General features: G+C 58.6%; 23 protein-coding genes. 18 read left to right on the top strand and 5 right to left on the bottom strand.

The window, feature by feature from the left end; translation table 11 throughout:
• Window positions 1-14: 14 nt before the first annotated feature.
• From GXB78_RS15520 to flhB, 12 genes are all read left to right on the top strand, one after another.
• Window positions 15-320 carry an STAS domain-containing protein gene (locus GXB78_RS15520; RefSeq protein ID WP_137216031.1) on the top strand — a complete coding sequence of 102 codons (306 nt, stop codon included), beginning with the start codon at window positions 15-17 and terminating at the stop codon, window positions 318-320.
• A 5-nt stretch (window positions 321-325) separates the two neighbouring features.
• Window positions 326-2029 (top strand): ATP-binding SpoIIE family protein phosphatase, encoded by a 1704-nt coding sequence (locus tag GXB78_RS15515; protein ID WP_329516000.1) that lies wholly within the window; start codon window positions 326-328, stop codon window positions 2027-2029.
• A gap of 30 nt (window positions 2030-2059) precedes the next feature.
• Window positions 2060-2407: an Hpt domain-containing protein gene (locus GXB78_RS15510; protein WP_329515999.1), complete on the top strand. Its 348-nt coding sequence runs from the start codon at window positions 2060-2062 to the stop codon at window positions 2405-2407.
• Between the two features lie 105 nt (window positions 2408-2512).
• Window positions 2513-3880: a flagellar hook-length control protein FliK gene (locus tag GXB78_RS15505; RefSeq protein WP_329515998.1), complete on the top strand. Its 1368-nt coding sequence runs from the start codon at window positions 2513-2515 to the stop codon at window positions 3878-3880.
• Window positions 3881-4178: 298 nt separating this feature from the next.
• A complete protein-coding gene (gene fliL / locus GXB78_RS15500) occupies window positions 4179-4682 on the top strand; it encodes a flagellar basal body-associated protein FliL (RefSeq protein WP_016771071.1) in 504 nt (167 codons plus the stop codon).
• A gap of 9 nt (window positions 4683-4691) precedes the next feature.
• Complete coding sequence (fliM, locus tag GXB78_RS15495) at window positions 4692-5660, top strand: flagellar motor switch protein FliM (RefSeq protein ID WP_003222890.1); 969 nt, start codon at window positions 4692-4694, stop codon at window positions 5658-5660.
• Window positions 5661-5715: 55 nt separating this feature from the next.
• On the top strand, window positions 5716-6174 hold the full coding sequence (gene fliN, locus GXB78_RS15490) for a flagellar motor switch protein FliN (RefSeq protein ID WP_016771070.1): 459 nt from the start codon (window positions 5716-5718) through the stop codon (window positions 6172-6174).
• The gene (fliO, locus tag GXB78_RS15485) at window positions 6175-6627 is read left to right on the top strand and encodes a flagellar biosynthetic protein FliO (RefSeq protein WP_329515997.1); all 453 of its coding nucleotides are present in this window, start codon (window positions 6175-6177) and stop codon (window positions 6625-6627) included.
• The gene (fliP, locus tag GXB78_RS15480) at window positions 6627-7385 is read left to right on the top strand and encodes a flagellar type III secretion system pore protein FliP (protein ID WP_329515996.1); all 759 of its coding nucleotides are present in this window, start codon (window positions 6627-6629) and stop codon (window positions 7383-7385) included. Before fliO ends, fliP begins: the two co-directional genes overlap by 1 nt.
• Window positions 7382-7651, top strand: coding sequence for a flagellar biosynthesis protein FliQ (gene fliQ, locus GXB78_RS15475; protein ID WP_101158647.1), 270 nt, complete (start codon window positions 7382-7384; stop codon window positions 7649-7651). Before fliP ends, fliQ begins: the two co-directional genes overlap by 4 nt.
• Before the next feature lie 3 nt (window positions 7652-7654).
• Window positions 7655-8440: a flagellar biosynthetic protein FliR gene (fliR, locus tag GXB78_RS15470; RefSeq protein WP_073472764.1), complete on the top strand. Its 786-nt coding sequence runs from the start codon at window positions 7655-7657 to the stop codon at window positions 8438-8440.
• A 3-nt stretch (window positions 8441-8443) separates the two neighbouring features.
• Complete coding sequence (flhB, locus tag GXB78_RS15465) at window positions 8444-9583, top strand: flagellar biosynthesis protein FlhB (RefSeq protein WP_329515995.1); 1140 nt, start codon at window positions 8444-8446, stop codon at window positions 9581-9583.
• A 184-nt stretch (window positions 9584-9767) separates the two neighbouring features.
• Here flhB and GXB78_RS15460 read toward each other — a convergent pair whose 3' ends face one another.
• The 5 genes from GXB78_RS15460 to GXB78_RS15440 form a co-directional block, all read right to left on the bottom strand.
• Window positions 9768-10127, bottom strand: coding sequence for a DUF6124 family protein (locus GXB78_RS15460; RefSeq protein ID WP_329515994.1), 360 nt, complete (start codon window positions 10125-10127; stop codon window positions 9768-9770).
• A gap of 521 nt (window positions 10128-10648) precedes the next feature.
• Entirely contained in the window at window positions 10649-12853 is a 2205-nt protein-coding gene (locus GXB78_RS15455; protein ID WP_329515993.1) for an Ig-like domain-containing protein, read from the bottom strand.
• Between the two features lie 289 nt (window positions 12854-13142).
• A complete protein-coding gene (locus GXB78_RS15450; protein ID WP_217850644.1) occupies window positions 13143-13502 on the bottom strand; it encodes a DUF6124 family protein in 360 nt (119 codons plus the stop codon).
• A 462-nt stretch (window positions 13503-13964) separates the two neighbouring features.
• Window positions 13965-16220 carry a hypothetical protein gene (locus GXB78_RS15445; protein ID WP_329515992.1) on the bottom strand — a complete coding sequence of 752 codons (2256 nt, stop codon included), beginning with the start codon at window positions 16218-16220 and terminating at the stop codon, window positions 13965-13967.
• A 272-nt stretch (window positions 16221-16492) separates the two neighbouring features.
• Window positions 16493-16852, bottom strand: coding sequence for a DUF6124 family protein (locus tag GXB78_RS15440; RefSeq protein WP_016771063.1), 360 nt, complete (start codon window positions 16850-16852; stop codon window positions 16493-16495).
• A gap of 618 nt (window positions 16853-17470) precedes the next feature.
• Here GXB78_RS15440 and flhA point away from each other — a divergent pair.
• The 6 genes from flhA (at window position 17471) to GXB78_RS15410 (ending at window position 23982) form a co-directional block, all read left to right on the top strand.
• Complete coding sequence (flhA, locus tag GXB78_RS15435; protein ID WP_329515991.1) at window positions 17471-19600, top strand: flagellar biosynthesis protein FlhA; 2130 nt, start codon at window positions 17471-17473, stop codon at window positions 19598-19600.
• An 11-nt stretch (window positions 19601-19611) separates the two neighbouring features.
• Window positions 19612-20952: a flagellar biosynthesis protein FlhF gene (flhF, locus tag GXB78_RS15430; protein ID WP_137216012.1), complete on the top strand. Its 1341-nt coding sequence runs from the start codon at window positions 19612-19614 to the stop codon at window positions 20950-20952.
• A 116-nt stretch (window positions 20953-21068) separates the two neighbouring features.
• A complete protein-coding gene (gene fleN, locus GXB78_RS15425; RefSeq protein WP_016771060.1) occupies window positions 21069-21899 on the top strand; it encodes a flagellar synthesis regulator FleN in 831 nt (276 codons plus the stop codon).
• On the top strand, window positions 21896-22636 hold the full coding sequence (gene fliA, locus GXB78_RS15420; RefSeq protein ID WP_016771059.1) for an RNA polymerase sigma factor FliA: 741 nt from the start codon (window positions 21896-21898) through the stop codon (window positions 22634-22636). Before fleN ends, fliA begins: the two co-directional genes overlap by 4 nt.
• Before the next feature lie 167 nt (window positions 22637-22803).
• Window positions 22804-23175, top strand: coding sequence for a chemotaxis response regulator CheY (locus tag GXB78_RS15415; protein ID WP_024012118.1), 372 nt, complete (start codon window positions 22804-22806; stop codon window positions 23173-23175).
• Between the two features lie 18 nt (window positions 23176-23193).
• The gene (locus GXB78_RS15410; RefSeq protein ID WP_042607546.1) at window positions 23194-23982 is read left to right on the top strand and encodes a protein phosphatase CheZ; all 789 of its coding nucleotides are present in this window, start codon (window positions 23194-23196) and stop codon (window positions 23980-23982) included.
• Window positions 23983-24013: the final 31 nt, after the last annotated feature.

Genomic DNA, 24013 nt, shown 5'->3' with positions numbered 1-24013 from the left:
AAGGAAGCCAGTCAATGTCAGTCGTTACAGAAGTCTCTCAAGATGGGAAAAAACTGACGATTTCGATCGAGGGTCGATTCGATTTCGGTCGGCATCAGGAATTTCGCGAGTCCTATGAGCGACTCAACGAGAAGCCTGAATCTATAGTGGTGGATCTGAAGAAGGCCACTTACCTCGACAGCTCCGCGCTGGGCATGCTGCTTCTGCTGCGTGACCACGCCGGTGGCGACGAGTCGGATATCCGCGTCGTCAACAGCAGCTCCGATGTGAAGAAAATCCTCGCGATTTCCAACTTCGACAAACTCTTCGATATCAGTTGACGCCCATGCAGGCGCAAGAGCCGCTGACCATTCTCATCGCCGAAGACAGCGCAGCCGACCGGCTGCTGCTGTCGACCATTGTCCGTCGTCAGGGTCACCAGGTGCTGACGGCGTCAAATGGCGCCGAGGCGGTCGAAACGTTCAAAGCGCAGCATCCCGATCTGGTGTTGATGGACGCGCTGATGCCGGTGATGGACGGTTTCGAAGCGGCGCGGCACATCAAGGCGCTGGCGGGTGAAGCGCTGGTGCCGATCATCTTTCTCACCTCGCTGACCGAGAGCGAAGCGCTGGCCCGTTGCCTTGAAGCCGGCGGCGACGATTTTCTGGCGAAGCCGTACAACCAGGTCATTCTTGCCGCCAAAATCAAGGCGATGGATCGCTTGCGCCGTTTGCAGGCGACGGTTCTGCAGCAGCGCGACCTGATCGCCAGACATCACGACTATTTGCTCAACGAACAGCGCGTGGCCAAAGCGGTGTTCGACAAGGTTGCGCATTCTGGCTGCCTGAGTGCGCCGAACATCCGTTACCTGCAATCGCCGTACGCCCTGTTCAACGGCGATTTGTTGCTGGCGGCGTACACGCCGGCCGGTGACATGCACGTCATGCTTGGCGATTTCACCGGGCATGGTTTGCCAGCGGCGGTCGGGGCGATGCCGCTGGCCGAAGTGTTTTACGGCATGACCGCCAAGGGCTACGGTCTGGCCGAGACGTTGCGCGAGATGAACGCCAAGCTCAAGCGCATTCTCCCGGTGGACATGTTCTGCTGCGCCACGTTGCTCTGTCTGAGTTTCCAGAGCCGTTCGGTGGAGGTGTGGAACGGCGGCATGCCCGACGGTTACTTGCACCGCGTGGCCAGCGGCGAACGCGTGCCTTTGCCGGCGCGGCATTTGCCGCTGGGGATTCTCAGTGCGCAGGCCTTCGATGACCGTACGGATGTCTATCCGATGGCCGTTGATGACCGGGTGTTTCTGCTGTCGGATGGAGTGATCGATACTTGCGACGCCAATGATCAGTTGTTCGGCGTTGAGCGCTTGCAGCAGGTCTTTGCGGCAAACCGCGAGCCGGATCGGCTGTTCGAGGATATCGAGCAGGCCCTGCGCGATTTTCGCGGCCAGGCCCGTGACGATGTGAGCATGGTCGAGGTCAGTCTGCTTGAGTCGGCGCCGACCCATGGCGCCGCGCCGATATATTCCGACAGCGGCCAGTCGAGCCCGCTGGACTGGTCGGCCAGTTTCGAGTTTCGCGGGGCCACGCTCAGACGGTTCAATCCTTTGCCGTTTCTCTTGCAACTGCTGCTCGAGGTCCACGGCCTGCGCGCGCAAAGCGGGGCGCTGTACAGCGTGCTCGCCGAGTTGTATTCCAATGCGCTGGAGCATGGCGTGCTCGGGCTGGATTCGCGCCTCAAGGCCGATGCCGCTGGTTTTGCCCGGTACTACGAAATGCGCGCGGCGCGGCTGGAAGCGCTGCAGGATGGTTTTGTGCGGGTGCACATGCAGGTGCAATCGCAAGGCGAGGGCGGTTGCCTGGTTATCCGTGTCGAGGACAGCGGCAAAGGTTTTGATGTAGCGCGAGTCATGGAGCGGCCCTTGGATAGCGTCCGCTTGTCGGGGCGCGGCATCAGTCTGGTCCGGCAACTGGGGCGCAATGCCAGTTGGTCGGACCAAGGTCGTAGTGCCAGCGTGGAGTTTTTCTGGGAGATTGAGGCATAATCCGCCCATTCTTGATCAAGGAGTGAGCAAGTGACTGACCCACATGTAGATCGCAACGTTCTGGATGCCTTGCGCGAGGTAATGGAGAGCGATTATCCAGAGCTTCTGGATACTTTTCTGAATGACTCTGAGGAGCGCTTGCGCAACTTGCGCGCAACCAAAGACGCCGATCAGCTAATGAGTTGTGCCCACAGTTTCAAAGGCAGCGCCTGCAACATGGGCGCGGCTCGACTCGCTGCGTTGTGCCAGGACCTGGAGTCGAATGCCAAGGACAAAAGCCCGGAAGCACTCGCTCAACTGGTTGCCGACATCCATTCTGAATTCGCCGACGTACGCCCGGTGTACGAAAACGAAAAGCACCACCTCCACACCCACTGAAGTCGCCATCCGGCGCTTTTTGCAAGTGCCTGGCCAAACTGGCCCGGCACTTGCATTCATCTTGCTCAACTGTACCTACGATCCCAGTGCAGCGGAGACCGTGTCATGCCTGCGACCCCCAACATTCTTCTTCAGACCGCCGCTCAGGCCAAGGCGCAAGCCGCCTCTGCCAAATCGTCGGCAATGGCCGCAGACGCCGGGGACAAGGCTTCGAGCTTCGCCAAAGTGTTCGCCGATCAGGCGCCGGCCAAGCCTGCGATGAGCGCCGACAATTCAGTCAAACCGGCGCGCGACAAGGTCGCTGACAACAGCGGCAAAAAGGATATCGGCAAAGATCAGTCTGCCGCGCCCGAGCCAGCGGTTGCCGATAGCGGCAAAGCGTTGCCTGCCGACAAGGCGGCGGCGAGCGACGACGCAACTGCCACTGCCGATGACACCACTGAAACCGTACAAACCCCCGTGGCCGATGCTGCGCCTGTAGACCCGGCGCTGGATCCGGCACTGGTGCAAGTCGTCCAGCCATTGGTGGCAGCGCCTGTCGTGCCGGCTCCGGCAGTCGCAACGCCAGCTCAGCCTGAAACCGAAACGCCTGCCTTGACCACCGTGCCGGGCATGGTCAAAGATCCGGCGGCAACCGACAGCGATTTCGATCCTTCGGCCGATCCGCTCGACTCGCTGCCGGCCGTGCGCATGGCGATGGAGCAGGGTGGGCATATTTCCGCCGCCAGCCAGGCACAACCGAAAGCCTCTCCCGCCCAGGCTCAGGCCGACGGTGAATTGACCGCCGCGCAGAACTTCGCCGCCGGCATGGCCAGCATGCTCGACGTGCAGGCCGACAAGGACAGCACCAGTCAGGGCGGTGAAAAAGCTTTCAGCGGGTTGATCGATGATGGTCTGAAGGATCTGAAATCGGCCACCAGCGACACCCGCGTCGATGACTTCGCCAACCGTCTGGCGGCTTTGACTCAGGCCGCCACGCCGAAAACCGCGAATGCACTGCCGGTGAATCAGCCGATCGCCATGCACCAGAGCGGCTGGACCGAAGAAGTGGTCAACCGCGTCATGTACCTGTCAAGCGTCAACCTGAAAGCCGCCGATATTCAGTTGCAGCCGGCTGAGCTGGGGCGTCTGGATATTCGCGTGAACATGGTTCCCGATCAGCAGACCCAGGTTACCTTCATGAGCGCGCACCCGAGCGTGCGTGAAGCGCTGGACAGCCAGATGCATCGCCTGCGCGACATGTTCAACCAGCAGGGCATGGGCCAGGTCGACGTCAACGTCTCCGACCAGAACCGTGGCTGGCAGGGTCAGCAGGGGCAGGAACAGGCGCAGCAGGGCCAGAGTGGCCGGACCAGCGCGGCTGGTGGTCGCCTGGATTCGGCGGATGAGGAATTGGCGCAGCCTACTGTGGCTGAAGTGGCGGCGCAGACTACCAGCGTCATCGGTAGCAGTGCGGTCGACTATTACGCCTGAGCAAATCAAAAGCCCCTCACCCTAGCCCTCTCCCGGAGGGCGAGGGGACTGATTGGGGGATGCTCGTGGAGTACGCCGACCTGATACTTCTGCTGTGAATCCACAATCGACTCGATCGCTCAGGTCGATGTTTGACTCAAGACAACCAGGTCGGCCCCCTCTCCCTCCGGGAGAGGGCTGGGGTGAGGGTGCCTTTGACTTTAGCGTTGTCTCCACTACCACTGACACTTCTGGCATAACACTTGCTCTTGCCTTGCCGTGCGACTGTGAAACCCCCGATTAGTGACGGATTATTGGCATGGCGAAGAGCGAAGCTGCAGCAGTAAAAGACCCCGCAACCAAAGGCAAACTCAAGCTGATCATCGTGATCGTGCTGGCGTTGCTGGTGGCCATTGGTGCATCCGTTGGGGCGACCTGGTTCTTCATGCACGGCGCGCAGAGCAAGCCTGCCGAGGCCGCTGAAGCAGCGCCGGTCGGCAAGCAGGCAGCGATTTTCGAGCCGATGGCGCCAGCCTTCGTTGCCAACTACAACCAGAACGGCCGTCAGCGCTACATGCAGGTGAGCATCACCATGCTGGCGCGTAACCAGGCCGATCTGGACGCGCTCAAAGTGCACATGCCGGTTATCCGCAACAACCTGGTGATGCTCTTCTCCGGTCAGGATTTCGCCACACTGGCGACTCCGGTCGGCCAGGAGATGTTGCGCCAGAAGGCCACCGCCAGCGTCCAGGAAGTGGCGCAGAAAGAGCTGGGCAAAGTGGTTATCGAACAGTTGCTTTTCACTAATTTCGTACTGCAGTAGGAACACGACATGGCCGTGCAGGATCTGCTGTCCCAGGATGAAATCGATGCGCTGTTGCATGGCGTCGATGATGGTCTGGTACAGACCGATAATGCTGCCGAACCCGGCAGTGTCAAAAGCTACGACCTGACCAGCCAGGATCGCATCGTCCGTGGACGCATGCCGACGCTGGAAATGATCAACGAGCGTTTCGCCCGCTACACCCGCATCAGCATGTTCAACATGCTGCGCCGCTCCGCGGACGTTGCCGTCGGTGGCGTGCAGGTGATGAAGTTCGGCGAATACGTGCACTCGCTGTACGTGCCGACCAGTCTCAACCTGGTCAAGATCAAACCGCTGCGCGGCACCGCGCTGTTCATCCTCGACGCCAAACTGGTGTTCAAACTGGTGGACAACTTCTTCGGCGGCGATGGCCGTCACGCCAAGATCGAAGGGCGTGAATTCACCCCGACCGAACTGCGCGTGGTGCGCATGGTTCTCGAGCAGGCCTTCGTCGATTTGAAGGAAGCCTGGCAGGCGATCATGGAAGTCAATTTCGAGTACATCAACTCGGAAGTGAACCCGGCCATGGCCAACATCGTCGGCCCGAGCGAAGCGATTGTGGTGTCGACTTTCCACATCGAACTCGATGGCGGTGGCGGCGATCTGCACGTGACCATGCCGTACTCGATGATCGAGCCGGTGCGCGAGATGCTCGACGCCGGTTTCCAGTCCGACCTCGACGATCAGGACGAGCGCTGGGTCAACGCCCTGCGCCAGGACGTGCTCGATGTCGACGTGCCGATTGGCGCTACTGTTGCCCGCCGCCAGTTGAAGCTGCGCGACATCCTGCACATGCAACCGGGTGATGTGATCCCGGTCGAGATGCCGGAAGACATGATCATGCGCGCCAACGGCGTGCCGGCCTTCAAGGTCAAGATGGGCTCGCACAAAGGCAACCTCGCGTTGCAGGTGATCGAGCCGATCGAGCGTCGCTGAGGCGGCGCTTTTCACCCCCGTATTTAACCGAATTGTTGCCCGCCGAGGACACATGATGAACGACGATATGAACGCGCAGGACGATCAGGCACTGGCCGATGAATGGGCTGCGGCCCTGGAAGAAACCGGTGACGCCGGCCAGGCTGACATCGATGCACTGCTGGCCGCCGACGCCGGCACTTCCAGCTCCAACCGTCTGCCGATGGAAGAGTTCGGCAGTGTGCCGAAGAACAATGATCCGGTGACCCTCGACGGCCCGAACCTGGACGTGATCCTCGACATTCCGGTGTCGATTTCCATGGAAGTCGGCAGCACCGACATCAACATTCGCAACCTGCTGCAACTCAACCAGGGTTCGGTGATCGAGCTCGATCGTCTGGCCGGTGAGCCGCTCGACGTGCTGGTCAACGGCACCTTGATCGCCCACGGCGAAGTAGTGGTGGTCAACGAGAAGTTCGGCATCCGCCTGACCGACGTGATCAGCCCTAGCGAACGCATCAAGAAGCTGCGCTGAGTGAAAAGGTTTCTCTGGGTGCTGCTGGCATGGCCGTTGAGCGTGCTGGCCGTCGAGCCGGGCGCAACCGCTGCTGCGCCTGCCGCCACCGCGCCAATGGTCAACAGCGGCGTGGCCGGTCAGTTGACGCAACTGGTGTTCGGTTTGCTGCTGGTGCTGGGCTTGATCTTCTTCCTCGCCTGGTTGCTGCGCCGCGTACAACAGGCAGGGCCGGCGGGCAAGGGCCAAGTGATCGAATTGATCGGCTCGCGCGCGCTCGGCCCGCGTGACCGCTTGATGCTGGTGCAGGTCGGCAACGAGCAGATTCTGCTTGGCCTCAGCCCCGGCACCATCACCGCGCTGCATGTGCTCAAGGAACCGGTCGAAGTCCCCTCCGCCAGTGAAAAAGCGACGCCGGAATTTGCCCAGCATCTGCTGAAAATTCTCGGCAAGGATCAGAAGGATACGAAGTAATGGGTGCGCTCCGCATCGTCTTGACGCTGGTCCTGTTGCTGGCCGCGCCGCTGGCGTTCGCCGCCGATCCGTTGTCGATCCCGGCGATCACGCTGGGCACCAATGCCGACGGCGCGCAGGAATATTCGGTCAGTCTGCAGATCCTGCTGATCATGACCGCGCTGAGCTTTATTCCGGCGGCGGTCATCCTGATGACCAGCTTCACGCGGATCATCATCGTCTTCTCGATCCTGCGGCAGGCCCTCGGCCTGCAACAGACGCCGTCGAACCAGATCCTCACCGGCATGGCGCTGTTCCTGACGCTGTTCATCATGGCGCCGGTGTTCGATCGGGTGAACAACGACGCGCTGCAACCGTACCTGGCCGAAACGCTGACCGCGCAACAAGCGGTGGAAAAAGCCCAGGTGCCGATCAAGGACTTCATGCTCGCGCAGACCCGCAGCAGCGATCTGGAGCTGTTCATGCGCCTGTCCAAGCGCACCGACATCGCCAGCCCGGATCAGGCGCCGCTGACCATTCTGGTGCCGGCGTTCGTTACTTCCGAGCTTAAAACCGCTTTCCAGATCGGCTTCATGATCTTCATCCCGTTCCTGATCATTGACCTCGTTGTCGCGAGCGTGCTGATGGCCATGGGTATGATGATGCTCTCGCCGCTGATCATCTCGCTGCCGTTCAAGATCATGCTGTTCGTGCTGGTCGATGGCTGGGCGCTGATTATTGGCACCCTGGCCAGCAGTTTCGGAGGTGTTTCGCCATGACGCCGGAAGTCGCGGTCGATATCTTTCGTGAAGCGCTGTGGCTGACCACCGTGATGGTCGCCATCCTCGTGGTGCCGAGTCTGCTGGTCGGCCTGCTGGTGTCGATGTTCCAGGCCGCCACGCAGATCAACGAACAGACCCTGAGCTTCCTGCCGCGTCTGCTGGTGATGCTGGTCACCCTGATCATCGGCGGTCCGTGGATCGTGCAGACGTTCATGGAATACATCATCCAGTTGTACAAAAACATTCCGATGGTCATCGGCTAAGCCATGCAGTCGCTGCTTCAGCTGACCGACACCCAGATCAGCACCTGGGTGGCGTCGTTCATGTTGCCGCTGTTTCGCGTGGCGTCGATGCTGATGGTCATGCCGGTATTCGGCACCACCCTGATTCCGCGCCGCGTGCGCCTGTATTTCGCCGTGGCGATCACCGTGGTCATCACCCCGGCGCTACCGCCGATGCCCGCCGTCAGTCCGCTCGACCTCAGTGGCCTCCTGTTGATTGGCGAGCAGATTCTGGTCGGCGCCGTACTGGGCTTTTCCCTGCAACTGTTCTTCCAGGCCTTCGCCGTCGCCGGGCAGATTGTCGCGGTGCAGATGGGCATGGGCTTCGCCTCGATGATCGACCCTACCAACGGCGTTTCGGTGGCGGTGATCGGGCAATTCTTCACCATGCTGGTGACGCTGCTGTTCCTGTCAATGAACGGCCACCTGGTGGTGTTTGAAGTTCTGACTGAGAGCTTCACCACGTTGCCGGTCGGCGGCGGCTTGATGGTTGCGCATTACTGGGAACTGGCCGGCAAGCTCGGCTGGGTCCTCGGCGCTGCGTTGCTGCTGGTATTGCCGGCCGTCACTGCATTGCTGGTGGTCAACATCGCCTTCGGCGTGATGACCCGCGCCGCGCCGCAACTGAACATCTTCTCGATCGGTTTTCCGCTGACCCTGGTGCTCGGCCTGTTCATCGTCTGGGTGGGCCTGGCGGACATTCTCAACCAGTATCAACCGCTGGCCAGCGAGGCCTTGCAGTTGCTACGCGAACTGGCACGGGCGCGCTGAGTCATGGCAGAGAGCGAAAGCGGTCAGGACAAAACAGAAGACCCCACGGAGAAACGCAAAAAGGACTCCCGTGAGAAGGGTGAGATTGCCCGCTCCAAAGAACTCAACACCCTTGCGGTGATGATGGCCGGCGCCGCTGCCCTGCTGATTTTTGGCGGCATGCTCGCGCAGGAACTGATGGACGTGATGCGCCTGAACTTCACCCTGTCCCGCGAAGTGGTGATGGACCAGGGCGCCATGGGCCGTTTTCTGTTGGAGTCAGGGTTGATTGCCTTGCTGGCGATTCAGCCAGTCATGATCACGCTGTTGCTCGCCGCGGTGATCGGGCCGATCTCCCTCGGTGGCTGGCTGTTCGCCGCAAGCTCCCTGGCACCGAAATTCAGCCGGATGAACCCGGCCGCCGGCCTCAAGCGCATGTTTTCGTTCAAGGCTGTGGTCGAACTGCTCAAGGCACTGGCGAAGTTTCTGATTACCCTGGGCGTGGCGCTGGTGGTGTTGTCCGCCGACGTCGATGACTTCCTGCGCATCGCCCACGAGCCACTGGATATGGCGATCATCCACAGCGTTTTGCTGGTGGGCTGGAGCACCTTGTGGCTGGCCTGCGGCCTGATCATCATCGCCGCTGTCGACGTGCCGGTGCAGCTCTGGGAAGCGCACAAGAAGCTGCTGATGACCAAGCAGGAAGTGCGCGACGAACACAAGGATCAGGAAGGCCGTCCGGAGGTCAAGCAACGCATTCGCCAGACCCAGCGCGAAATGTCCCAGCGCCGCATGATGGCGGCGATTCCTGAAGCCGACGTGGTCATCACCAACCCGACCCACTACGCCGTCGCGCTCAAATACGACTCGGAAAAGGGCGGCGCACCGGTGCTGCTGGCCAAGGGCAGCGACTTCATCGCTCTGAAAATCCGCGAGATCGCTGTTGCCAATAACGTCATGCTGCTTGAGTCGCCCGCGCTGGCGCGCTCGATCTACTACTCCACTGAGCTTGAGCAGGAAATTCCCGGTGGGTTGTATCTGGCGGTGGCGCAGGTATTGGCCTACGTCTACCAGATCCGCCAGCATCAAGCGGGCAAGGGCAAGCGGCCGGATCCGCTTAAGGATGATCTGCCGATTCCGCCGGATTTGCGCCGGGATTCTTGACTTTCCCATGTGAAACAAAAAAACGCCGTCCCGATTGAACGGGGCGGCGTTTTTTTCTGATCGTTCCCACGCTCTGCGTGGGGATGCAGCCCGGGACGCTCCGCGTCCCTTCCGAAGCTGAACGCGGAGCGTCCCCTGATGCTAGTTCCCACGTAGAGCGTGGGAACTAGCATCAGGGGAGGCGCTACTGCTGCAATTCCAGATTATCCAGCACCCGATTCACCGCCAGCTCCCCGAGCATGATCAGTTGCGCGATCCCCATCAGCGTCCGGCGCTGGGATGGTTTCACCAGCCCGGCGAATTCCTGGGCGATGGTTTTGGCCGAGGCTAGGGTTTCGCAGGCGTTGGCCAGCAGGTCTTCGTTTTTGGTGTCGGCGGTGACGGCATACATGGCGCGGGGGCTGAAGAGCGGTGGGGTGGAGCCGGGTGGGCAGAGGTAGTGGTCGAGGGCGCGATCGGCGGCTTGGTGGAGTTTTTTTGAATCGAGGGATTCGTAGGGAGAGGTGGGGTCGGTTTCGGGTGGGTTGGGTGTGGGTTTGATCATGGGTGAAGCCTCTAGAGTGGTGAAGCAGCCACCGTTCGCTGCTAACGAAGGAGGTGGCGGCTATACGCGGGTTAGCAGACCAGGACTCTAGAACCCGGCGCACCGAAGTGCCCCACGCAAAGCCGCCATAACGGCAACACCTTGTGCGTCTAGAGATAACCCGGGCTGCTAAACCCGATCGCTGAGGAAAAGCAGCGACCGAGCTACGATAGAACCCGGCCCCAAAGCGCACAAGCCGGCGGATTCTGGCTTGGCTGTAGGCAATGGCGCAAGGATTTGTAGCCGCGAAGGCGTGTCTGAAGTTGTCTTTTAAACACCTGAGTTTAAAAGTCCATTTGCGCTGACTTCAGTGACTCCTTCGCGAGCAAGCTCGCTTCCACATTTGGAATGCGTTTCCCTGCGGGAGCGAGCTTGCTCGCGAAAGGGTCAACCGGGTCAGCTGCAAAATCTCGATCAAGCCCCGCTGTTTGAATCAATGGTTAAATAAATTCATCCCCTCTGTTTTCAAGATATCCAAAGCCTCAAACATAAAATTTAAAACTATCTATGTAAAAGGCGTCGTATGTAGAACCCTCAAATGCATTTTCGATTTCTATTCGGTTTATGCCCGGTTGGGTAAAAAATGCCTGTTGTGGGTTGTACTGGTCTATTGGTAGGTAAATCGTTTCTATAATGAGACCAGCTTCGTTATAACTGGTTGCTGTGTTTCTTGCAGATGTATTTGAACACCAAAAAGATATGTTTGAGTATGTTGCTTTTAGGTCAAGCCTGATTCTTATTTTCGAGTTTGAAGTTGTAAGACCTTTTCCTTCCAGTTTGCCGGGTTGCGGGTCTAGAACTGGCGCAATTCCTACTTCGTGTTCTGAATAGGGTAAGTTGGTGATCAGCATACTACGGGCTTCTATTGATTCTCCAGGTCCAATGTGGTAGGAGGACCAAGGGAAATAGTCAAAAGTTTCTTCTGTCGGTGCTTCGATCGCCTTGACTGCATATGTTCGTATTGGTAAGCCCACCGCGGTAGCAGCATTGACGATCCCATCGAGATTTACTTTCACGAGAATCTTCTGATCAGTCCCACCCTTGAGTTTTTTCAACCACTCAACCGGTGCTTCAACTGATAATCCATTCGGCGAATCATTGAGCTCCCCCGACCTGACGTCCTGGCTGACAGGATTGCCATTCTTATCAATACCTTGGCACGTTACCCAGATCGGTTGCCCTGGCTCGAACAGAAGCCATTTCTCCGCAAGAATCTGTGCGGCTGGCATGAGTGCTTGAACATCCAGCACATCACTCGTGTTGCCTGCGATGTTCGGTGTCGGAAAACGTGCATCCCCATCCGCAATTTTCTTAACATCAAACTTGGCTGGTGCAGATTCCCCGGCCGGCTGTCCAGCGCGAATCAAATCCCACCGAAACTCAATCGCCTTGCCATGCCAAGCCGCCAGAAACGCAGCGCTCAATAAAATCTCTGCAGTCCCACCAACAAAATCCACCACCGGAAACGGCGGCGCACCGGCCGGCGCGTTCACCTGGACGAATTGAGCCTTATCGTCTTTCTCTGCTGCGAAGTCTTTTATTTGCAGCTTCACTCCATTCGGATTAGCCAAAACGTCAATTGGCACCGTGGGTGGTGTCAAGGTCGGGGCAGGCAGGTCAAGTTGCAGGCCTGTGACGGTATACACCTGATCCGGAAAACGCGTGGCGCTAGCGAAGTCATTGCTTTTGTCCTCCGATACCCAGAATTCCAGTTTCAACAGCGATCCTTCTTTCAATGCTCTCAGGAAAGCGATGAGCAGCGATTTATCCCAGAAGCCTTGACTGACCCAAGTTGCATTCACCTTATGGGTGTCACCATTCCAGAATTGCAGGACGTGCGCCGAGCCGTCGGATTTCTGGCCGGTGAACTTCAACCACACCTGCTGACCGACCTGGATTCCCGTCCAGTCGCGTGCTCGCAGCGTGGCGTCCTGGCCCTTCAGTGCGGCCACATCCAGCATGCCGTCCACGGCCTCAGCGATTATCGGCGCGTTGTACACCTTCTGATTGGCGGTGATAGTGATCGGGGTCTTCGCCGACTCATTGTTGTTGGTCAATTGATCGCGCACCGTGGCGAAGACCGAATGGGTACCGTCGCCAATCAACTGCAATTCGGCAGCCGTCAGGGTGTGGTTAATCGGGCTTGTAGGGTTGGGAAATGTGATGCTCCAGGTGCCTATGGTGAGCGTGACCGTGTCGTGAGGCCGTGGGTAACCGACGGTGATCGTGATGACTGCCGTCTGCCCCGGTACGACGCTGGGTGGATGGCTGACGGTGACGGTAGGCGCCGGGTTGTTGTAGAGCAGCTTGAGTGTGGGTGAGTCTGCGTCGTTGTCGCTGGGTCGGGTCACCTTGTAGCGGACATCGTTGACACCGTTTGTGAACCAGATCGCCGGCACGCGCAAAAGAATGCGTTCCTGCTCCTCACCGGGATAGATGGTTTTGCTGATGCCGGTGCTGACTGCGTTGACAAAAATAGTCACGACGTCATAAGCCGCCATGATCCAATTCCGCAAGCCGGTTATGGGGTCGATGACAAGTTCTACGCCAGACGGAGTGAATGCCGAGAGGGGAAGGCCACCATCAGCAGTACCTGGAGGCAGCACCGGTGTGATCCATTGCGGGGGGTAAACGGGATACAAGGCCAGGGCTGCGTTGGCTTCGGTTGAATGGACTTGAACGCTCATTTTGTTCTCCAGGAACAATGGTGATGAACAATGGCAGGCAAGGTTCATCACAACGCAGAACGAGGCGTCCGTCACCTGTCAGATCTGACAGGTGAGGACGGTTTTCCGACCAATGGTATCGCTGAAGGGGTGGACGCTCCTGCGCCGCCGAGAGGCCTGGCTCGCGCAAGCTGCACCCCACAGGATCTTCAGCCGTTGCAAGGTTTGCATCCAAGAGGATCAAAATGTGGCAGCGAGCTTGCTCGCGAAAAGGCCGGCACTCTCACCAGAATCACTCAGCCGAACCGCATCAACCTGGCAACTCCAGATTATCCAGCACCCGATTCACCGCCAGCTCACCCAGCATGATCAGTTGCGCGATCCCCATCAGCGTCCGCCGCTGCGATGGCTTCACCAGTCCGGCGAATTCCTGGGCGATGGTTTTAGCCGAGGCGAGGGTTTCGCAGGCGTTGGCCAGCAGGTCTTCGTTTTTCGTGTCGGCGGTGACGGCGTACATGGCGCGGGGGCTGAAGGGCGGTGGGGTGGAGCCGGGTGGGCAGAGGTAATGGTCGAGGGCGCGGTCGGCGGCTTCGTGGAGCTTTTTTGAATCGAGGGATTCGTAGGGGGAGGTGGGGTCGGATTCGGGTGGGTTGGGTGTTGGTTTGATCATTTTGAAGCTCCTTTGAAGTGGAGCCGCTACACCCTGTCGCTAAACAGGAGGGTGGCGGCTGTACGCGGGTTAGCGAACCGGTCAAAGGCACCCGGCAGACCCGAAGGTCTCCCGCATACAGCCACCATGACGAAATCGCGAAAATACAGATCCGCAACGCAGCCTGGAACGCTGATGCACCTTTGACTTGAGTTCGAGTCGCTAAACCCGATCGCTGATTAGTCAGCGACCGGACCACAATAAAACCCGACCCCCAGGTGCACAAGCCGGCGGATTCTGGCTTGGCTGTAGGCAATGGCGCAAGGATTTGTAGCCTTGAGACCGTGTCTGCAGGTGTCTTTTAAACGCCTGAGTTTAAAAGTGGATTGTGCGGCATGTAAAAATATGAGCTATAAAGCCCTCCTGGGTTGCTTATTAAGCAAAAAAGTAGATTAATCGCTTCTCTCGATACCTTTATGGAGCTTATTCCCAAGCTACTTCTGTACAATAGCCGCCTATGTCGGGTTCTTGAATCGCGTTAATTGTAATGGAGTGAATTAATTGGTTTGGAGTTCCCGTGAAAATAGCGGGGCGCTGATGAGTATCAAAGCTCTGAATGATATTGCCAGCGATGTCATGTGACGAGATCGTGTTTCCGATGGTAGTCCAAAATGATATAAGTGAAACAGTAACTTTACGTTTTCCTCCTTCTTTCCAATTAAACTTGCAGCGTTTTGCAACCAGTAGGTTTCCCTTTGAGATAATGTAGCAATTACCAGCTGAAGATAGAGATGTTACGGTTAGCCCGCTCTTAATGGTTACCGGGGTGTTCAGCGGGAAAGCCGTATTAACTGGTTCGTTTTCCCATTTCTCGATACCTGCGGGATTTGAGGCGTAAACTATATAATTCCGCTCAGGAAACATTATTTTCGTTGTTGTGTCGCTGGCTCTTACGCTCAATAACATCTGTGCTCTGCTCATGTCTTTGAGTTTCGTTAGCCAATCGAAGGGTGCCGGAAATATCAAGCCTTCTGTAGACGGATTTTCATATCCGTCGAGTAGCACCTTGCGAACGATTATGTTGTTGTTGTCAGTTCCTTCAATGGTTAAGTCAATCAGCTGTCCTTCTCTTTGAAAACTCCATAGGTCTACATGGATTTTCGAATCTTCAGGCAAGCTGTAGATCTCCAGCTCCTGACTTGTTTTGCGCTCAATGTTTGGAATTGGTAGGCGAGGGTCTTTATCAGCGATTTTCATAATTTCATATCTGTCCGTTGGCGATTCGCCGGCCGGAACTCCGCTACGAATCAAATCCCACCGAAACTCAATCGCGTTCCCGTGCCACGCCGCCAAAAACGCAGCAGTCAATAAAATCTCAGCAACCCCATCAATAAAATCCACCACCGGAAACGGCGGCGCTCCGGCCGGCGCGTTTACTTGGACGAATTGGGCTTTATCATCTTTCTGTGGTGTGAAACCTGTTACCTGCAGCTTCACTCCTGCCGGATTATCCAAAACGTCAATCGGCACTGTTGCTGGCATCAAGGCTGGCGGTGGTAGTTCGATCGGAGCAGTGCCGATCACGACAGCGCTGGCTATGTTGGACGTGCCTACCAAACCAACCCCGGGTCTACGCACTTCATAAGTCGCCGTCACTTTACTGCCAGCGAAGACCTCGTTTCTGGTCACTTCGAGGAAGCAGGGCAGTTTCCCTACGAACGGATCCTCTTCGACTTTACCCGTCACAATCTCCACCACATCCGTAGGTTGCCCGGTGTCGGTCGCAGTGTAAGTCGCTACGATTTCGTCACCCACTTCAATGCGCGGATCTTTGGTCAGCACAACCATCAGCAAGTTGTTATTCCCCAGCTTCTCCAGATCGATGATCTCGGCAACGTCACCCGGATAGTCTTCTTTGCGTTCCAGCAGGATCAGCTTCGGCAGAAGGGCGCCGTCCAAATCCTCATTCACCGTCTGCACCGGTGACCACGGCGCATCGGTGTCTGGGCCGTTGCCGATCTGGTCGGTGACGGTGTAAGAAAAATGCAGTTTCTTGTCTTGCCGTTTCGCCTTGTCGAGAAACGCGCGGGTGACGGTGAAACAGATTTTGATGGGAGCCTCGGAGCCGGGGAAGAGGGGCGCCTGGGTCGGAAGGACTCTGGGTTTTGGTTCGAGAAAGTCACCGTTGCACTTCAGCGTGATGACGTCGTGCGCCCGGCAATACGGGTACTGGACGCACACCTCGGCGCTGACGAAGTCTGGGCCGACGCCGTTCTTGATCACGTCCGGTAGCAGCAATTCAAGTTCTGAGTGGCCGCCAGGTGCGTCGTATCGATCCTTCAGGCCGGGACGAATGCGGTTGTAGTGGATCGTCAGTGTTGTGGAGGTGCCGATATTGTCGCTGCCGCGTCTGACGGTGTAGTACAGCTCGTTTATCCGGTCCGGATGCAATCGACCCCTCGGGATGCGCAAGGTGGTGCGCTTATCAGGATCGACAATGGTTTCACTATCCAGTACCGCCGATTCCGCCTCGAGCCATAGCTCCATTACGTCATTAGGATCCATGGTGCCTGACAAGGGCGGATCCGCAAATACAATGGCGCCTTCGCCGTCGGTGACCAGATCGTAGGCCACTATGGAAAGGCCAATCATTGCGCCTTCTACTGGCACGGTGCGACCGTTGACGATTGGGGGCGCTAGCGCCAGAACGGTGTTGTCCGGTTGGGTGGATTGGCTCATCAATCGTGCTCCTGTGCGGTGGGTATCGGCAAGATTGATGAGAGCGTCAAATCGAGAATCGCACACCTGTAAGATCTGACAGTCGCGACGAATGGTCACTTCCGGAAACGACAAAAACAAAAGATCTCAGCGTTCGACAGCTCCTACATTTGATTATGTCCGGGCAGCAACGGATGCCTCGATTGGACACCAAACGTTCGGCTCCAGATGGGACGCAGAGCGTCCCGGGCTGCATTCCCACGCCGGAGCGTGGGAACGATCATTGCGCCGAGCTACTGCGGCATCTCCAGATTATCCAGCACCCGATTCACCGCCAATTCCCCAAGCATGATCAGTTGCGCAATGCCCATCAGCGTTCGACGCTGCGATGGCTTCACCAGTCCGGCGAATTCCTGGGCGATGGTTTTGGCCGAGGCGAGGGTTTCGCAAGCGTTGGCCAGCAGGTCTTCGTTTTTCGTGTCGGCGGTCACGGCGTACATGGCGCGGGGGCTGAAGGGCGGCGGGGTGGAGCCGGGCGGGCAGAGGTAATGGTCGAGGGCGCGGTCGGCGGCTTGGTGGAGTTTTTTTGAATCGAGGGATTCGTAGGGCGAGGTGGGGTCGGATTCGGGTGGGTTGGGTGTTGGTTTGATCATTTTGAAGCTCCTACATGTGAGGCCACCAAAACCTGTCGCTAAACAAGAATGGGTGGCGGCTGGACGCAGGTTAGCGAACCGGGTGTAGGCGCCCGGCAGACCCGAGGGTCTCCCACGCACAGCCGCCATGACATCAGTTGCAGAAAGAGTGTCTGCAATTGAGTTTGGAGCGCTGGTGCGCCTACATAGAATCGGGTCGCTAAACCCGATCGCTGATTCGTCAGCGACCGAACCACAATAGAACCCGACTCCAAAGCGCACAAGCCGGCGGATTCTGGCTTGGCTGTAGGCAATGGCGCAAGGATTTGTAGCCTTGAGACCGTGTCTTGAGGTGTCTTTTAAACGGCTTCGTTTAAATCTAAGAATTGCGCCGGACCTCATGGCCTCTTCGCGAGCAGGCTCGCTCCCACAGGGGCCGTATTCCAAATGTCCGATTGGAAATGCATTTCAAACTGTGGGAGCGAGCCTGCTCGCGAAGGGGCCATCCCAATCAGCCGATGATCCCAAGTAAAACCTCTCTATTTCATTCCCCGGCAAAAGTTGGAAAGCTTCTTGCAATAGCCGCCCTGCGCCCGCTCCGGGCGTCAAAAGTTTGCTTTAAAGGAACGGGGAAAACCGGTGGATCGCTCTCAGTTATTCAACACAGCACGCACAAACGTTGCCGATTTAAGTCGAGGCAATCTGGGCGTGCCGTTGCTGTTGCTGGTGATGCTGGCGATGATGATGTTGCCGGTGCCGCCGTTCCTGCTCGACGTCTTCTTTACCTTCAACATTGCCCTGTCCATCGTCGTCCTGCTGGTCTGCGTGTATGCGCTGCGGCCGCTGGATTTCGCCGTGTTCCCGACGATTCTGCTGGTGGCGACGCTGCTGCGACTCGCCTTGAACGTGGCCTCGACGCGGGTGGTGATGCTCCACGGTCAGGATGGCCACGCCGCGGCCGGTAAGGTGATTCAGGCCTTCGGTGAGGTGGTGATCGGCGGTAACTACGTGGTCGGTATCGTGGTCTTCGCGATTCTGATGATCATCAACTTCGTCGTGGTGACCAAGGGTGCCGGGCGGATTTCCGAGGTGAGCGCGCGTTTCACCCTCGATGCGATGCCCGGCAAACAAATGGCGATCGACGCCGACCTCAACGCCGGCCTGATCGACCAGAACCAGGCCAAGGCGCGCCGTCAGGAAGTCGCCCAGGAGGCCGAGTTCTACGGTTCGATGGACGGTGCCAGCAAGTTTGTCCGCGGTGACGCCATCGCCGGTCTGCTGATTCTGTTCATCAACCTCATCGGCGGCATGGCCGTGGGTATCTTCCAGCACGGCATGACCTTCGGCGATGCCGGTCGGGTTTACGCTTTGTTGACCATCGGTGACGGTTTGGTGGCGCAATTGCCATCACTGTTGTTATCGACAGCGGCGGCGATCATGGTGACCCGTGCTTCCGGCTCGGAAGACATGGGCAAGCAGATCAACCGCCAGATGTTTGCCTCGCCGAAAGCGCTGGCCGTGGCCGCTGGTTTGATGGCGGTGATGGGCCTGGTGCCGGGCATGCCGCATTTCTCCTTCCTGACCATGGCGGCGCTGGCCGCGGGCGGCGCGTACCTGTTCTGGAAGAAGCAGAACGTCGCCAAGGTCGTGGCCCTGGAAGAGGTCAAGCGTCAGCAGGAACTGCTGCCGTCGCCGGCCCGCGCCATGGAAACCAAAGAGCTGGGCTGGGACGACGTCACGCCGATCGACATGATTGGCCTGGAAGTCGGCTATCGCCTGATTCCGCTGGTGGACCGCAATCAGGGTGGGCAACTGCTCGCGCGGATCAAGGGCGTGCGCAAGAAGCTCTCGCAGGATCTGGGCTTCCTGATGCCGACCGTGCACATCCGCGACAACCTCGATCTGGCGCCGAGCGCTTATCGGCTTACGCTGATGGGCGTGATCCTCGCCGAGGCCGAGATCTACCCGGACCGCGAGCTGGCGATCAACCCCGGCCAGGTCTATGGCTCGCTCAACGGGATCAACGCCAAAGATCCGGCTTTCGGCCTCGAGGCGGTGTGGATCGAAATCAGCCAGCGCGCCCAGGCGCAATCGCTCGGCTACACCGTGGTCGACGCGAGCACCGTGGTCGCCACGCACTTGAACCAGATTCTCTACAAGCACTCCAGTGAGCTGATCGGCCACGAGGAAGTGCAGCAACTCATGCAATTGCTGGCCAAGAGCTCGCCGAAGCTGGCGGAAGAGCTGGTGCCGGGCGTGGTGTCGCTGTCGCAGTTGCTCAAGGTGCTGCAAGCGCTGCTCGCCGAACACGTGCCGGTGCGTGACATTCGTAGCATTGCCGAAGCGATCGCGAACAACGCCGCCAAGAGTCAAGATACCGCCGCATTGGTTGCCGCGGTGCGGGTCGGCGTATCCCGTGCCATCGTCCAAAGCATTGTAGGCACTGAGTCCGAGCTGCCTGTGATCACATTGGAACCAAGGTTGGAACAAATATTGCTCAATAGTCTGCAGAAGGCAGGACAAGGCTCGGAAGAGGGCGTTCTGCTGGAGCCAAGCATGGCCGAGAAGCTGCAACGTTCGTTGATCGAAGCGGCCCAGCGTCAGGAAATGCAAGGCCAACCGGTGATCCTGCTGGTGGCAGGCCCGATTCGCGCGATGCTCTCGCGCTTTGGCCGCCTCGCAGTCCCTGGGCTGCATGTGCTGGCCTACCAGGAAGTACCGGACAACAAGCAAGTGACCATCGTTGCGACAGTAGGGCCCAACGGCTGAGGTAGTGGTTTATGCAAGTTAAGCGTTTTTTCGCCGCCGATATGCGTCAGGCCATGAAGCTGGTTCGCGATGAGCTGGGCGCTGATGCCGCCATCATCGGCAACCGCCGCATCGCCGGCGGCGTCGAGTTGACGGCGGCACTGGATTACAAATTGTCGGCGCTGGCACCGCGGGTTCCGAACATGGAGCTCGAAGACGAGCTGCGCAAGACCCAGTCGCGCATCGTCACCGCCCAGGCCGAGCTGAGCCTGCGTGGCGAAGCCGACGGCAACACCAATCAGCAGTTGTTCGCCGGGCTGCCATTGACCGCAGGCCTGCCGCTGACCGCTGCCGAACCGCTGAGCGAGCCAACCTACGCTGCCCCGGCGCGTCCGGCCGCAGCACCTGCGCAAGCTTCGGCGGGCGTCGATCCGCGTGCGCTGGAGTCGATGCGTTTTGAATTGAACAGCCTGCGCGAGCTGATGGAAGTGCAGCTCGGCACCCTGGCCTGGAATCAGCTGCAGGGCAGCCGTCCCGCCCAGGCCAATCTGTATCGCCGTCTGCAACGCATCGGCCTGTCCGGCCCGTTGTCGCGCGACCTGTTGGCGATGATCACCGATATCGAAGAGCCGCGTCAGGCCTGGCGCATGCTGCTGGCGCACCTGGCGCGGATGATTGCCGTACCGGAAGTCGAGCCACTGGAAGAGGGCGGTGTGATTGCCATGGTCGGCCCCGCCGGCATGGGCAAGACCACCACGCTGGCCAAGCTTGCCGCGCGTTATGTGCTCAAGTACGGCGCGCAGAACGTTGCGCTGGTGAGCATGGACAGCTTCCGCATCGGCGCGCAGGAACAACTGAAAACCCTCGGGCGCATTCTCAACGTGCCGGTGACGCACGTCGATCCGGGTCAGTCGCTGGTGCAGGCATTGGATCCACTGCTACGCAAACGCGTGGTTTTGATCGATACTGCCGGCCTGCAAGCCAGTGATCCGGCGTTGCGCATGCAGCTTGAGAGCCTGGCCGGGCGTGGCATTCGCTCGAAAAATTATCTGGTGCTGGCAACCACCAGCCAGAAACAGGTTCTAACCGCCGCTTATCACAGTTACAAGCGTTGCGGGCTGGCCGGCTGCATCCTGACTAAACTGGATGAAACGGCCAGTCTCGGCGAAGTGTTGAGCCTGGCGATCAGTCATGAATTGCCGGTCGCGTACCTGACCGATGGCCCACGGATTCCGGATGATCTGCATCTGCCGCGCCGTCATCAACTGGTCAGCCGCGCCGTCAGCGTGCAAATGCAGGAAGAACCCAGCGAAGAAGCCATGGCTGACATGTTCGCTGATATCTATCACAGCCCGACCAAGCAGGTTGGCTGAGGTAATCATGAACAGTTTTTGTACCTACATCGATGGTCTGCCACGCATTGTTCCGATCGGGAACGCGCAGCCAGTAATGTGGCCTCCGTCTATGCAAGACAAGGTAAAGAAATAACATGGGCAGCATGCATCCCGTACAGGTGATCGCGGTGACCGGCGGCAAAGGTGGCGTCGGCAAGACTAACGTGTCAGTGAACTTGTCGCTGGCGCTGGCAGAGCTTGGCCGTCGGGTCATGCTGCTGGACGCCGACCTGGGCCTGGCCAACGTCGACGTTCTGCTGGGGCTGACGCCCAAGCGCACACTGGCTGACGTTATCGAAGGCCGTTGCGAACTGCGCGACGTGCTGTTGCAGGGCCCGGGCGGGATTCGCATCGTGCCGGCGGCCTCCGGCACGCAGAGCATGGTGCACCTGAGCCCGGCGCAACACGCCGGCCTGATCCAGGCGTTCAGCGACATCGGCGACAATCTCGACGTGCTGGTGATCGACACCGCTGCCGGGATTGGTGACTCGGTAGTCAGTTTCGTTCGCGCAGCCCAGGAAGTGTTGCTGGTGGTCTGCGACGAGCCAACTTCGATCACCGACGCCTACGCGCTGATCAAGTTGCTCAACCGCGACTACGGCATGAACCGCTTCCGCGTGCTGGCCAACATGGCGCAGAGCCCGCAGGAAGGGCGCAACCTGTTCGCCAAGTTGACCAAGGTCACGGATCGCTTCCTCGACGTCGCCCTACAATACGTCGGCGCTGTGCCGTACGACGAAAGTGTGCGCAAGGCAGTGCAGAAGCAGCGCGCCGTCTATGAAGCCTTTCCCCGTTCCAAGTGCGCGCTGGCCTTCAAGGCCATCGCCCAGAAGGTCGACACCTGGCCGCTGCCGGCCAACCCGCGCGGTCATCTGGAATTTTTCGTCGAGCGTCTCGTGCAGCAAACCGCAGGGCCTGTGATATGACCGCCAGTGGCATGAATCTTTACAAAAAGTCGGCGCGTGACGCGCAATACGAATTGATCGAGCGCTACGCGCCACTGGTCAAGCGCATTGCCTATCACTTGCTGGCACGCCTGCCGGCCAGCGTGCAGGTCGAAGACCTGATCCAGGCCGGGATGATCGGCCTGCTCGAAGTCTCGACCAAATACGACGCCAGCAAAGGCGCCAGTTTCGAAACGTACGCGGGCATTCGAATCCGCGGCGCGATGCTCGATGAAGTGCGCAAAGGGGACTGGGCGCCACGCTCGGTTCACCGCAATACCAGGATGGTCAGCGACGCGATTCGCTCGATTGAAGCTAAAACCGGCCGTGACGCTAAAGATCACGAGGTTGCGGCCGAACTCCAATTGAGTCTCGACGATTACTACGGGATTCTGAATGACACCTTGGGCAGTCGCCTGTTCAGTTTCGACGACCTGTTGCAGGACGGCGAACACGAAGGGCTGCACGAGGATGGCGCCAGTGCTCATATGGAGCCGTCACGCGATCTGGAAGATGAACGCTTCCAGGCGGCGCTGGCGGACGCGATTGCCAATTTGCCGGAGCGTGAGCGACTGGTGTTGGCGCTGTACTACGACGAAGAGCTGAACCTCAAGGAAATCGGTGAGGTCCTTGGCGTCAGTGAATCGCGGGTCAGCCAGTTACACAGCCAGTGCGCGGCCCGTCTGCGGGGGCGTTTGGGGGAGTGGCGAGCGCGCTGAAGGCAGTGTGGGGACACTGCGAAACGAGGCTGGTGCGGTGATCAACGGCGCCGGTCTCGATCCGTTGTGCTCCAGACAAACTTTAAGTGCTGCGCCGATTGATTGAAGTGGCGCGTCCAGGTGCTGGGCGCGTTTAAGACTGCTTGGAGGTCGAATTGAACAAAGACATGAAAATCCTCATCGTTGATGACTTCTCAACGATGCGGCGGATCATCAAGAACCTGCTGCGCGATCTTGGGTTCACCAACACCGTCGAGGCCGACGATGGCACCACTGCCATTCCGGTGCTCAACAGCGGCAGCATCGACTTTCTGGTAACGGACTGGAACATGCCGGGCATGACCGGTATCGATCTGCTGCGCCACGTGCGTGCCGATGAAAAACTCAAGCATCTCCCGGTATTGATGGTGACTGCCGAAGCCAAGCGCGAGCAGATCATCGAGGCCGCTCAGGCCGGTGTGAACGGTTACGTGGTCAAACCTTTCACGGCTCAAGCGTTGAAAGACAAAATCGAGAAGATTTTCGAACGCATCGGCTGATGAATGCGCGGGGGAGCTATGGAGCATAACGAATCTTCACAGGGCGATTTTGAATCGACCCTGAAAAAACACGCGGTCGAACTGGTCGAGAGCCTTGAAAAAGGCAGGTTCGGCGACGCGGTGCAACTGATCCATGAGCTCAATCAGACCCGTGACCGCGGCCTGTATCAGGAAGTGGGCAAGCTCACACGTGAACTGCACAGTGCGATCGTCAATTTCCAGATCGATCCGCACATGCCGCAGGCCGAGGAAGTGTCGCAAATCACCGACGCGACCGAACGCCTGGGCTACGTGGTCAAGCTGACGGAAGCCGCGGCCAACCGCACCATGGATCTGGTGGAAAGCGCCACGCCGGTGGTCAACAGTCTGGCTGATGAAGCGCAGACGTTGAGCGCCGATTGGGGACGTTTCATGCGTCGCGAGGTCGGGGCTGAAGAGTTCCGCGAACTGGCGCGCCGGGTCGACGGTTTTCTGTCACGCAGCAGCACGGACAACCGTGCGGTGTCGAGCAACCTCAACGACATTCTGCTGGCCCAGGATTACCAGGACCTCACCGGTCAGGTGATCAAGCGTGTGACTCAATTGGTCACCGAAGTCGAAAGCAATCTGCTCAAACTCGTGCTCATGGCCAGTCAGGTCGACCGCTTTGCGGGCATCGAACATGACCGCGCCGCAATGCTCGCCGAAAAAGATCCACAAAAACATCTCTCGCAGGGTGAAGGTCCGCAGATTCATGCCGATAAACGAGAAGACGTTGTGTCCGGTCAGGACGATGTGGACGATTTGCTATCCAGCCTTGGATTTTGAAGTTAGGTTTTTAGACCTGTTAGGAGCACCC

Origin of the sequence: Pseudomonas moraviensis subsp. stanleyae, assembly GCF_036283065.1 — a bacterium.
GTDB lineage: Bacteria > Pseudomonadota > Gammaproteobacteria > Pseudomonadales > Pseudomonadaceae > Aquipseudomonas > Aquipseudomonas stanleyae.
This window is presented reverse-complemented; position numbering and strand designations above follow the sequence as displayed.

What these genes read in the sequence shown, in the direction of transcription:
- GXB78_RS15520 (WP_137216031.1), top strand. Translation starts at nt 15, where the DNA reads ATGTCAGTCGTTACAGAAGTCTCTCAAGATGGGAAAAAACTGACGATT.
- GXB78_RS15410 (WP_042607546.1), top strand. Translation starts at nt 23,194, where the DNA reads ATGGAGCATAACGAATCTTCACAGGGCGATTTTGAATCGACCCTGAAA.
- fliP (WP_329515996.1), top strand. Translation starts at nt 6,627, where the DNA reads ATGGGTGCGCTCCGCATCGTCTTGACGCTGGTCCTGTTGCTGGCCGCG.
- fliQ (WP_101158647.1), top strand. Translation starts at nt 7,382, where the DNA reads ATGACGCCGGAAGTCGCGGTCGATATCTTTCGTGAAGCGCTGTGGCTG.
- fliA (WP_016771059.1), top strand. Translation starts at nt 21,896, where the DNA reads ATGACCGCCAGTGGCATGAATCTTTACAAAAAGTCGGCGCGTGACGCG.
- GXB78_RS15455 (WP_329515993.1), bottom strand. Translation starts at nt 12,853, where the DNA reads ATGAGCGTTCAAGTCCATTCAACCGAAGCCAACGCAGCCCTGGCCTTG.
- fliM (WP_003222890.1), top strand. Translation starts at nt 4,692, where the DNA reads ATGGCCGTGCAGGATCTGCTGTCCCAGGATGAAATCGATGCGCTGTTG.
- fliL (WP_016771071.1), top strand. Translation starts at nt 4,179, where the DNA reads ATGGCGAAGAGCGAAGCTGCAGCAGTAAAAGACCCCGCAACCAAAGGC.
- fleN (WP_016771060.1), top strand. Translation starts at nt 21,069, where the DNA reads ATGGGCAGCATGCATCCCGTACAGGTGATCGCGGTGACCGGCGGCAAA.
- GXB78_RS15440 (WP_016771063.1), bottom strand. Translation starts at nt 16,852, where the DNA reads ATGATCAAACCAACACCCAACCCACCCGAATCCGACCCCACCTCGCCC.
- GXB78_RS15450 (WP_217850644.1), bottom strand. Translation starts at nt 13,502, where the DNA reads ATGATCAAACCAACACCCAACCCACCCGAATCCGACCCCACCTCCCCC.
- GXB78_RS15415 (WP_024012118.1), top strand. Translation starts at nt 22,804, where the DNA reads ATGAAAATCCTCATCGTTGATGACTTCTCAACGATGCGGCGGATCATC.
- GXB78_RS15445 (WP_329515992.1), bottom strand. Translation starts at nt 16,220, where the DNA reads ATGAGCCAATCCACCCAACCGGACAACACCGTTCTGGCGCTAGCGCCC.
- flhB (WP_329515995.1), top strand. Translation starts at nt 8,444, where the DNA reads ATGGCAGAGAGCGAAAGCGGTCAGGACAAAACAGAAGACCCCACGGAG.
- flhF (WP_137216012.1), top strand. Translation starts at nt 19,612, where the DNA reads ATGCAAGTTAAGCGTTTTTTCGCCGCCGATATGCGTCAGGCCATGAAG.
- GXB78_RS15505 (WP_329515998.1), top strand. Translation starts at nt 2,513, where the DNA reads ATGCCTGCGACCCCCAACATTCTTCTTCAGACCGCCGCTCAGGCCAAG.
- GXB78_RS15460 (WP_329515994.1), bottom strand. Translation starts at nt 10,127, where the DNA reads ATGATCAAACCCACACCCAACCCACCCGAAACCGACCCCACCTCTCCC.
- fliR (WP_073472764.1), top strand. Translation starts at nt 7,655, where the DNA reads ATGCAGTCGCTGCTTCAGCTGACCGACACCCAGATCAGCACCTGGGTG.
- fliN (WP_016771070.1), top strand. Translation starts at nt 5,716, where the DNA reads ATGAACGACGATATGAACGCGCAGGACGATCAGGCACTGGCCGATGAA.
- GXB78_RS15515 (WP_329516000.1), top strand. Translation starts at nt 326, where the DNA reads ATGCAGGCGCAAGAGCCGCTGACCATTCTCATCGCCGAAGACAGCGCA.